This is a genomic window from Brevundimonas sp. P7753 (genome assembly GCF_013386595.1).
In the GTDB taxonomy this organism is placed as follows: Bacteria; Pseudomonadota; Alphaproteobacteria; order Caulobacterales; family Caulobacteraceae; genus Brevundimonas; species Brevundimonas bullata.
The window spans coordinates 26,506-35,494 of record NZ_JACARP010000016.1 but is presented as its reverse complement, the minus strand read 5'-3'; the positions used below and the strand labels follow the sequence as shown (position 1 = coordinate 35,494).

The 8,989-nt window shown below is 67.0% G+C and carries 7 protein-coding genes; 3 read left to right on the top strand and 4 right to left on the bottom strand.

The features are described 5' to 3' along the window. Positions 1-1,172, top strand: a 1,172-nt coding sequence (locus HX774_RS03955) for a metallopeptidase TldD-related protein (protein ID WP_178824411.1), incomplete at its 5' end; no start/stop codon positions are given. Positions 1,173-1,596: 424 nt separating this feature from the next. Here HX774_RS03955 and HX774_RS03950 read toward each other — a convergent pair. After that, positions 1,597-2,502 carry a TraB/GumN family protein gene (locus HX774_RS03950; protein WP_255500006.1) on the bottom strand — a complete coding sequence of 302 codons (906 nt, stop codon included), beginning with the start codon at positions 2,500-2,502 and terminating at the stop codon, positions 1,597-1,599. Between the two features lie 234 nt (positions 2,503-2,736). On the opposite strand from HX774_RS03950, the gene HX774_RS03945 reads away from it, so the two are divergent. Then, positions 2,737-4,779 (top strand): TonB-dependent siderophore receptor, encoded by a 2,043-nt coding sequence (locus HX774_RS03945; RefSeq protein ID WP_178824407.1) that lies wholly within the window; start codon positions 2,737-2,739, stop codon positions 4,777-4,779. A gap of 135 nt (positions 4,780-4,914) precedes the next feature. Here HX774_RS03945 and HX774_RS03940 read toward each other — a convergent pair whose 3' ends face one another. Next, a complete protein-coding gene (locus tag HX774_RS03940) occupies positions 4,915-6,696 on the bottom strand; it encodes a peptide MFS transporter (RefSeq protein ID WP_178824405.1) in 1,782 nt (593 codons plus the stop codon). Positions 6,697-6,904: 208 nt separating this feature from the next. Between HX774_RS03940 and HX774_RS03935 the strand changes: the two genes are divergently transcribed. Next, positions 6,905-8,053 (top strand): N-acetyltransferase, encoded by a 1,149-nt coding sequence (locus HX774_RS03935; RefSeq protein WP_178824403.1) that lies wholly within the window; start codon positions 6,905-6,907, stop codon positions 8,051-8,053. Positions 8,054-8,069: 16 nt separating this feature from the next. Here the strand turns inward: HX774_RS03935 and mscL are convergent, their stop codons facing one another. Next, a complete protein-coding gene (mscL, locus tag HX774_RS03930; protein WP_178824401.1) occupies positions 8,070-8,474 on the bottom strand; it encodes a large-conductance mechanosensitive channel protein MscL in 405 nt (134 codons plus the stop codon). 15 nt (positions 8,475-8,489) lie between these two features. Further along, positions 8,490-8,780, bottom strand: coding sequence for an integration host factor subunit beta (locus HX774_RS03925; RefSeq protein ID WP_105562595.1), 291 nt, complete (start codon positions 8,778-8,780; stop codon positions 8,490-8,492). Between the last annotated feature and the right edge of the window lie 209 nt (positions 8,781-8,989).

The window sequence follows — 8,989 nt, the reverse complement described above, 5'->3', positions numbered from 1 at the left end:
CCATCCGCCGCGCCGCCGACAGCGCCTCGCTGGCCAAGCGCGGCTATTCCGGCCACGCCGCCGAGGCCCCGCGCGCCACCAACCAAAAGCTCTATGACGAGGTCGATCCCCTCGCCTCGCCCGGCTTCTCGGACAAGATCGAACTGCTGTCGGAAATCGACGCCTGGGCCCGCGCCCGCGACCCGCGCGTGGTTCAGGTCTCGGCCTCCATCGTCGGCGAGCGTCGCACGGTCGAGATCCTGCGCGCCGACGGGCGACTGCTCAGCGACGTGAGGCCCCTGGTCCGCGTCAACGTCTCGGTCACGGTCGAGCGCGACGGCAAGCGCGAGAGCGCCTCGGCCGGCGCCGGCGGCCGCGCCGGCTTCGAGGCCTGGCTCGCCCCCGACCGCTGGCAGGGACAGATCGACGAGGCCCTGCGCCAGGCCCTGGTCAACCTCGACGCCGTCGACTGCCCGGCGGGCGAGATGGACGTGGTCCTCGGCGCCGGCTGGCCCGGCGTCCTGCTGCACGAAGCCGTCGGCCACGGCTTCGAAGGCGACTTCCACAGGAAGGGCTCCTCGGTCTTCAGCGGCAAGATGGGACAGCGCGTGGCCGCACCGGGCGTGACGGTCGTGGACGACGGCTCCATCGCCGGGCGTCGCGGCTCGCTGTCATTCGACGACGAAGGCACCCCGACCTCGCGCACCGTCCTGATCGAGGACGGCATCATGGTCGGCCTGATGCACGACCGCCTGTCGGCGCGTCAGCTGGGCGCGACGGCCACCGGCAACGGGCGGCGCCAGTCCTTCGCCCACATGCCCATGCCGCGCATGACCAACACCTTCATGGAGGGCGGCAAGGACTCGAAGGCCGACATGATCGCCTCGACCAAGCGCGGCCTCTACGCCGCCAACTTCGGCGGCGGCCAGGTGGACATCACCAACGGCAAGTTCGTCTTCCAGTGCACCGAGGCCTATCTGATCGAGGACGGCAAGATCACCGCCCCCGTACGCGGCGCCACCCTGATCGGCGACGGGGCCACGGCCCTGACCCATATCCAGATGGTCGGCGACGACTTCGCCTTCGATCCCGGCGTCGGCGTCTGCGGCAAGGCCGGTCAGGGCGTCCCCGTCGGCATCGGCCAGCCCAGCCTCAAGATCGGCGGCCTGACGGTGGGGGGCACGGCGGTCTAGAGATCAAAAGACAGAACGGGCGCCGGACGGGACAATAGAGCAAGAACCAGGCGCGCCGGCGGGGCTTATCAGCACGAACCAGCCCACGACAACGTCGTTTTCAGAATTGTTTGTGAACCAATCCTGGCCCGCCTCGTATATTGGCCATGCCCAGCCTGTCGCCCGCCGCCCTTTTCGCCATTGGCCTTCGCTCCAGCGGTCAGGCGAGGGGGCAATGAGCTATTATCGTCTGCGGGCCTTGCGCGCCAAGGAGTCGGCGTATTCCAGGGATTGCGAGGAGGAGCGGCTGCATCTTCTTCGCCTCGCCTGTCTTTACGAGCAGAACGCCAGGCTGGAAGACCGCGCACGCCGTCAACACTTGCGCCGTCCTTCCGCAAGATGATCGCCTGATCAGAACGGCCCGCCCCAGACGACGCTATTATCGCTAAGACGACAGGCCTGACGTTCCCGCAACGACACGGTCCGCCTTCCACGCCGGTCCCTCGATCTCGTAGCCCTGAGCCTCCAGCCCATCCAGCACGCCGTCCGGCTCGGCCAGGACCCGCAGTTGGGCCACCGCCATGGTCACGCCCGGCTCGCCCAGCGCCGTCTGCACGGCCTCGGCCCACTGGCGGCGCAGCAGGGGCGCGATCTCGGGGTCGCCCCATGGCCAGCACAGGCCCAGCGCCTGCTCCAGCGGCTGGGCCATGACCTCGGGCACGCGCCGGGCGCGCCAGTCGCTGATGCGGATGGCGGCGCCCTCCGGCCCGGCCTCGGCGGCGGCCAGGGCGCGCTCCAGGCAGGTCGCATAGTTGGCAGGCGGCGCAGTGATCAGGCTGTCGACGATCTCGTCACCGCGCACCGTGCCGACCGGGCGCACCGGAATGCGGGCGTCGCGCGCCGCTTTCTTGATGACGTCCGCGGCCGTGCGGGTCCGCCCCCGCTCATAGCCGGCATGGTCGCTCATCAGATCCATGCTCAGGATCATCAGGCTGTTGGTGCGCCAGCTGTCGTTCTTCTGATCCGCCATCACCGTCTCCAGCCGCGCCTGGACCTCGGGAGCCAGATAGTCGGCGGTCGTCGTACCGCGCGGCAGGGTGGCCACCGTGCGGATGCGCCAGATCAGGCGCAGCACGTCGGCGACCGAGGCCCGGCCCTCCTGCGGGAACAGGATGCGCTGCGCGCGCCGCGTCGCCGCCTCCAGCGCCTCGGGCCGCCATTCGACGTCGCGCGGCACGCCGCTGATGGCGCCGACCAGGATCAGGGTGCTGTCGCCGCGCTTCACTTCCCAGATCGGCGCCTCGGTGCGGCGGGCGCTGACGATGATCTCGTCCACCGTGGTCACGGGCATGGCCGACGCATCCTGAGCCTGCGCGGGCGCACCCAGAAACAGACCAAGAACAAGAGCTGAAACAGCAAGGATACGAAGGGTCATGTCTGCTGGCGTAACAGTATCTAACCAGACTGTAATCTGACTAATCGGTAATGCTGTCCGCGATTTAATCCACCTGTCAGGCTTGTAACTGGAGACTTGAGCCGCCCCCCGCCAAACCTCTCGCCACGACCGAGGGAGAGGGACGACGCTATGACCAAGACCATTCTGCTGGCCACCACCGCCGCACTGGCGTTCGCCGCCGCCGCGCCGGCTTTCGCCGAAACCGCGCCGACGGCCCCGCGCCAGACCGCCCAGGCCAGCGATCAGGGCGTCCTGGTGTTCGCCCCCGACTTCTTCAGGGACGCCCGCCCCAACACCGCCTTGGACATGGTCAGCCGCGTGCCCGGCTTCTCGGTCAACGACGGCGACGGCGCGCGGGGCTTTGAAGGCGCGGTCGGCAACATCCTGATCAACGGCGCGCGCCCGGCGTCCAAGAACGACACCGGCTCCAACGTCCTGGGCCGCACCGTCGCCACCCAGGTCGAGCGCATCGAACTGGTCCGCGGCGGCGCCCCCGGCATCGACATGCAGGGTTATTCGGTCGTCGCCAACGTCATCCTGAAGACGACCTCCAGCCGCGAACACGTCCTGACCGCCAACGCGAGCCTGTTCGAGGGCGGCCAGGACCTGTTCGGCGGCACCTATCAGTTCACCGCCCGCGAAGGCGAGCGGACCTGGGGCGTGACCCTGGGCGACGGCATCTCGTCCAGCGACTCTAACGGCGCAGGGCCGGTCGTGCGCGTTGACGCCAACGGAAACGTCCTGCGCACCGAGCAATACTACAACGACGGCTACGGCGGCGGGAACTCGATCCGGGGCAACTATTCCAGCCCCTTCATGGGCGGCAAGATCGACCTGACGGCCCGGTACGGCGTCAATGACTGGCACAACATCAACCGTCAGACCGCCCCCGATGTCCTGCGTGAGAGCTACTATGACAACGACAGCAAGAGCGGCGAAGTCGGCGTCGTCTATACGCGCCCGCTGAACGAAAAGCTGAAGCTCGAAACCCGCTTCATCCATGAGTTCGAGGACTTCGACAATCTGTCGACTTCGCGCGAGCGGGACGGCGCCCTCATCAGCCCCGAGAAGCTGTTCAGCGCCAACGGCGAGGGCTCCGAAACCATCCTGCGCGGCCTGATCCGTTACGAGCGGTCGCCGGCGATGGACTTCGAGGCGGGCGGCGAGGTCGCCTACAATATGCTGGAGACTGTTCAGGGCTATTCGGTCGGCGGCGTGGCCGTTCCCCTGCCCTCCGCCTCGGTCACGGTCGAGGAAACGCGCGGCGAACTCTTCGGCAAGGCCACCTGGCGCATCAATCCCAAGTGGAGCCTGGAAAGCGGCCTGCGGCTGGAATCCTCGACCATCAGCCAGTCCGGCGACGCTTCGCAGGAAAAGAGCTTCTTCTTCGCCAAGCCGCGCCTGCTGGCGACCTGGACCCCGATGGCCAACACTCAGGTGCGCGCCCGTTTCGAGCGCACGGTGGGCCAGCTGGACTTCGACGACTTCGCCGCCTCGGCCGAGTTCGCCGACGAGAACGTCTTCGGCGGCAATGTGAACCTGTCGCCGGAATCGCGCTGGGTCAGCGAACTGACCTTCGAGAAGCGCTTCTGGGGCGAGGGCATCGTCAGCCTGGGCCTGCGCCATGACGAGATCACCGACGCCATCGACGTGATCCCGCTGGACGGCGGCTATGCGGCGGTCGGCAACATCGGCGACGGCACGCTGGACCAGCTGGCCCTGAACGTGACGATCCCGACGGACAAGCTGGGCCTGTCAGGCGGCAAGTTCGGCTTCCGCAACACCTGGAACAAGACCGAAGTCACCGACCCCACCACCGGCGAGCAGCGCCCCATCTCGAACGTCCGCGCCTCTCAGGCCGTCATCACCTTCGAGCAGGACATCACCTCGATGAAGCTGCAATGGGGCGGAGCCTGGATTCCGCTGCTGGGCCAGAAAGGCTACCAGCCGGATCAGATCTCGGGCTGGCGCGGCACGGACTATTACGAGCTGTGGGCCGAGTACAAGCCGACCCCGACCCTGTCGATCCGCGGCCAGGTCAACATCTGGAATGACTTCAACGTCGAGCGCGTCGTCTTCGCCGACCGCGTCACGCGCCCCGTCTCCTATGTCGAGAACCGTTTCATCGACCCGCGCACCTTCTGGCAGATCCGCGTGCGCAAGACCTTCTGAGGATCAATGACAAGACCCCCCGCCCTGTTCGGCCCCATACGAACAGGACCAAGGGGGCCTCCCCGGAACAACTGAAAAGGGCGGCGCCTCCTGCGAGACGCCGCCCTTTATTTTGGCTCAAAGGCTGTCAGGCGATCAGTGGACGCCCGCCATGCCCTTCTTCAGCAGCGGCGACAGCACCAGCAGCACCACGCCGACGACGACGCCGGTCCAGCCGATGGTCCCGAAGATCGAACCATAGGTCTGCAGCGCCAGCTCCGGGCTGGTGACGACGCCCGCGACCGTGGCGGTCGAAGTCGCCTGGGCGATGAAGCCCGCGGCGATGTGGGCCACCGAGCTCGACAGGAACCAGACGCCCATCATCAGACCCACCACGCGATCCACCGACAGCTTGGTGATCATCGACAGCCCCACCGGCGACAGGCAGAGCTCGCCCATCGTGTGCAGGAAGTAGGTCAGGAACAGGAAGAGCAGCGGCACGCGGAAGTCCACGTTGGCCTGGGTCGCCGACGCCCAGGTCAGCAGCAGGAAGCCGGCGCCGACCAGGACCAGGGCGAAGGAGAACTTGACCGGGGTCGAGGGCTCCATGTTGCGCTTGCCCAGCCAGACCCACAGGGCGGCGATGATCGGGCCGCCGATGACGATGATGCCCGGGTTGAACATCTGGGTCATGGGCGCATTGAACCAGGTCGGCATGGCCGTCGACTGGTCCGCGAACAGGGTCAGCGACGAGCCGGCCTGTTCGAACAGGGCCCAGAACAGGACCGAGAAGAAGATCAGGGTCAGGGCGACCAGCATGCGCGTGCGCTCGGAGCCGCGCAGCTTGAACAGGACGTAACCGACCACCGAGGCGAAGATGACGCCGGCCAGCCAGGGCAGGGCCGTCTCGATGATGTGGTGACGCTGCATCAGCAGCCAGACCGGGAAGACCGTGACCAGGCCGCCGATCCAGAAGATGGCTTCGAACGGCAGGCCGAAGACCTTGCGGGTCTTGAGCATTTCCGGCTGCGGCGGGCCGCCGCGACCTTCCAGCCAGCTCTGGCCGAGGATGAAGGTAATCAGGCCCAGGGTCATGCCGATGCCGGCCAGACCGAAGCCATAGGCCCAGCCATACTTGATGCCGAGGTAGGAACAGGCCGCCGTGGCCAGGACCGAACCCAGGTTGATGCCGACGTAGAAGATGGTGAAGCCGCCGTCGCGACGGGGATCGTTCTCTTCGTACAGGGCGCCGACGACCGTCGAGATATTGGCCTTCAGGAAGCCGACGCCGACGATGATCAGCGACAGGGCGAAGAACAGGACCGGCTCCCCAAAGCCGAGGTCCCGAACGGTTTCCAGCTTGTAGCCTTCCGTGGCCGTGAAGGCCGGGAAGCCGCCCGCCGCCGGGGCTACGGCCCGAGCCGCCGCATCCGCCGCCATCGCCGCCGCCGGCTCGGCGCCGACCTTGGAAATGCCTTCCGGCGTAATCGTGATCTGGGTCCGCTCATCGCCGTTGACGGCGAAAATGGCGCGGTTCTGATCGCGACCCTCGACCTGAAGCTCATAGGTCGTGGCGCCGATGGTCAGGTTTTCACGCCCGCCCGTGCCCTCGAAGGCCATCATGAAGTGACCGGCGACCAGCAGGACCGCGCCGATGATGACCGCCTTGCGTGAGCCCAGATACTTGTCGGCGATCATGCCGCCGATGACTGGCATCAGATAAACCAACGCCGCATAGGCGGCGTAGATGCCTTGCGCCTCTTTCGGGCCGAACAGGAAGTGCTGGGTCAGGTAGAGGACCAGCAGAGCCCGCATGCCGTAGTAGGAAAAGCGTTCCCACATCTCTGTGAGGAACAGGACCACCAGCCCCCGCGGGTGTCCAAGAAACGTCTTGCGAGGCGTCGCCGACAGCGCGCCCCCCCCATCCGTCGTGCTCAACGGCGTTCTCCCAAATGCTACGCCCTGACTGGCGCATTAAGGCCGCAGAAACAGCACGACCGGCCCGTTGTAACAAGCGTTAACGCGCCGCGACTTTGCCTCAGTTGCGGTTCGGCACGTCTTAGGGTTGATTTTACACTTGGCTCGCAACTTGCTTGGGGTGCAGCCAGGGCCGCCCGGCGCCCTGAATCGGGAAGGACGGACAGCGGTGACTACGCGGCCTTTTCAGCTGACCGATGTGCCCGAGGTGAACCGCCTGCATCAGCAGGTCGGCTGGCACGCCCGCTCGCTTGAGGGGTGGCGCTGGCTGGCGGCCAATCCGGCGCGACCGTCGCCCCAGGCGCCGCTGGGTTGGGTGATCGCGGACGAGGAGGGGCGGGCCGCCGCCTTCGTCGGCAACTTCATCCAGAGGTTCTGGCTGATGGACCGCCCCGTCCTGGGCGCCAGCGGCTTTTCCATCATTGTTCCGCCCACCCAGCGCGGCGCCGCGCCGCGTCTGATCCGCACCCTGATGCGTCAGGCCGACGGCGACTTTCGGTACACGCTGAACGCCAACCCCAAGGCGGCCCGCCTCTATCCCCGCATGGGCCTCAGCCCCTGCCCCGAGCGCGGCCACGACGTGAAGCTGGCCTGGATCATCGACCCGGTGACCTGCGGCTGGGGACGACTGCTTCGCAACGCCGTGGAGCGCTCGCCCGGTCTCGCCGGCCGTCTGGGCGAGCGGCTGATGCCGCGCAACGCCGAGCAAATCGGCGCGCAGCCGCTTCATTCCCTGCCCCTCCCGCCCGGAATCCATTGGATCAGCGACCTGTCGGACACCTCAAGTCTGGCGGCCTTCTGGAGCGAACTTCGCGGCCAGGGTCGGCTGGTCGCGGACCGCAGCCCCGCAACCCTGCGCTGGCGCATGGCGGACCCGGAGCTGACCGTGGCCCCCTTGTTGCTGGGCTGCGAACAGGACGGCCGTCTGGTCGGCTACGCCCAGGCGGTCTTGAGCAAGGGCAGCCCCATCGAAGCGCCCGCCCTGGAAGTCGTCGATCTGATCGCCCTGGACCGGGCCCCGCACGCGGCCTCGGCGCTGATCAAGGCCATGCTGCGTCTGGCGCCGCGCCTGGGCGTCGCCCGCGTGCGCCTCCAGGTGGTGAACGGCGCCCTGCTGGACGCCCTGGGTCCGCTGGCGCGCAGCGCGCGCCGAGAGGGCGGCTGGGGCCATTGCCACGCCCATTTCGATCCAGAGCTTGAAGATGCGGGGCGCCACTGGCGACCCACGCCCTACGACGGCGACTACGCCTTCTGCCTTCGCCCCCTGCCGATCGGCCGGCGCGTCCCGTCGACAGAAACCGTTCGCGACGCCGCCTGAAGGGCAGCGGCGACCTCTAGGGGCGCGCCTTCAACTCGTCGCGGATTTCGGCCAGCAGGGCCTCGGTCGCGGTTGGACCGGCCGCTTCCGGCGCCTGTTCACGGCGCAGCTTGTTGATGCCCTTGACCAGCAGGAAGACCACGAAGGCCACGATCAGGAACTGGATCAGGGTGTTGATGAAGGCGCCGTACTGGATGGCCACCTTCTCGATCGCCTCGGTGGCCGGATTTTCGGGCACCAGGACCCATTCCAGCTTGGAAAAGTCGACACGCCCCAGCAGCAGGCCGATCGGCGGCATGATGATCTGATCGACCAGGCTGGTGACGATCTTGCCGAAGGAAGCCCCGATGATGACGCCGACCGCCAGGTCGACGACGTTGCCGCGCGCGGCGAATTCACGAAACTCGGTCAGCAGGCTCATTCTTCAGTCTTTCGTTCAGGCGTCGCCGGAAGCGTTCAGGCGTTCGCGAAGTTCCTTGCCGCTCTTGAAAAAGGGCACGGCCTTGGCGGGCACTTCCACCGTCTCGCCGGTGCGCGGATTGCGGCCGACGCGCGCCGGACGGCTGCGCACCGAAAAGGCGCCGAAGCCCCGCAGTTCGACCCGTCCGCCATCGGACAAGGCCTCCGTCATCTGCCCCAGGATGACGTTGACGACCCGTTCCACCTCGGCGTGCGTGAGGTGGATATTCTCGGCCGCCAGCTTCTCGATCAGTTCAGACTTGATCATTCAGGCCCCCGCCCGTGGCTGTTTCAGATGCAGTCGCTTCCGTTCAGGTCCGCACCCTAACCGCCTGACGCCACAGGAATAAAGAGGGCGCGTCAGATTAAGAGCGATTCTCAAAGGCTAGCCTCGCCATTGGTCAGCCTTCTGGCCCGACGCGCAAGAAAAAAGGCGGCTGGATTGCTCCAGCCGCCCCATTTTCTGGTCGATTTGGA

Bases quoted from the DNA above. Each gene is read 5' to 3' on its own strand.
- HX774_RS03945 (WP_178824407.1), top strand. From the start codon at position 2,737: ATGACCAAGACCATTCTGCTGGCCACCACCGCCGCACTGGCGTTCGCC.
- HX774_RS03950 (WP_255500006.1), bottom strand. From the start codon at position 2,502: ATGCCCGTGACCACGGTGGACGAGATCATCGTCAGCGCCCGCCGCACC.
- HX774_RS03925 (WP_105562595.1), bottom strand. From the start codon at position 8,780: ATGATCAAGTCTGAACTGATCGAGAAGCTGGCGGCCGAGAATATCCAC.
- mscL (WP_178824401.1), bottom strand. From the start codon at position 8,474: ATGAGCCTGCTGACCGAGTTTCGTGAATTCGCCGCGCGCGGCAACGTC.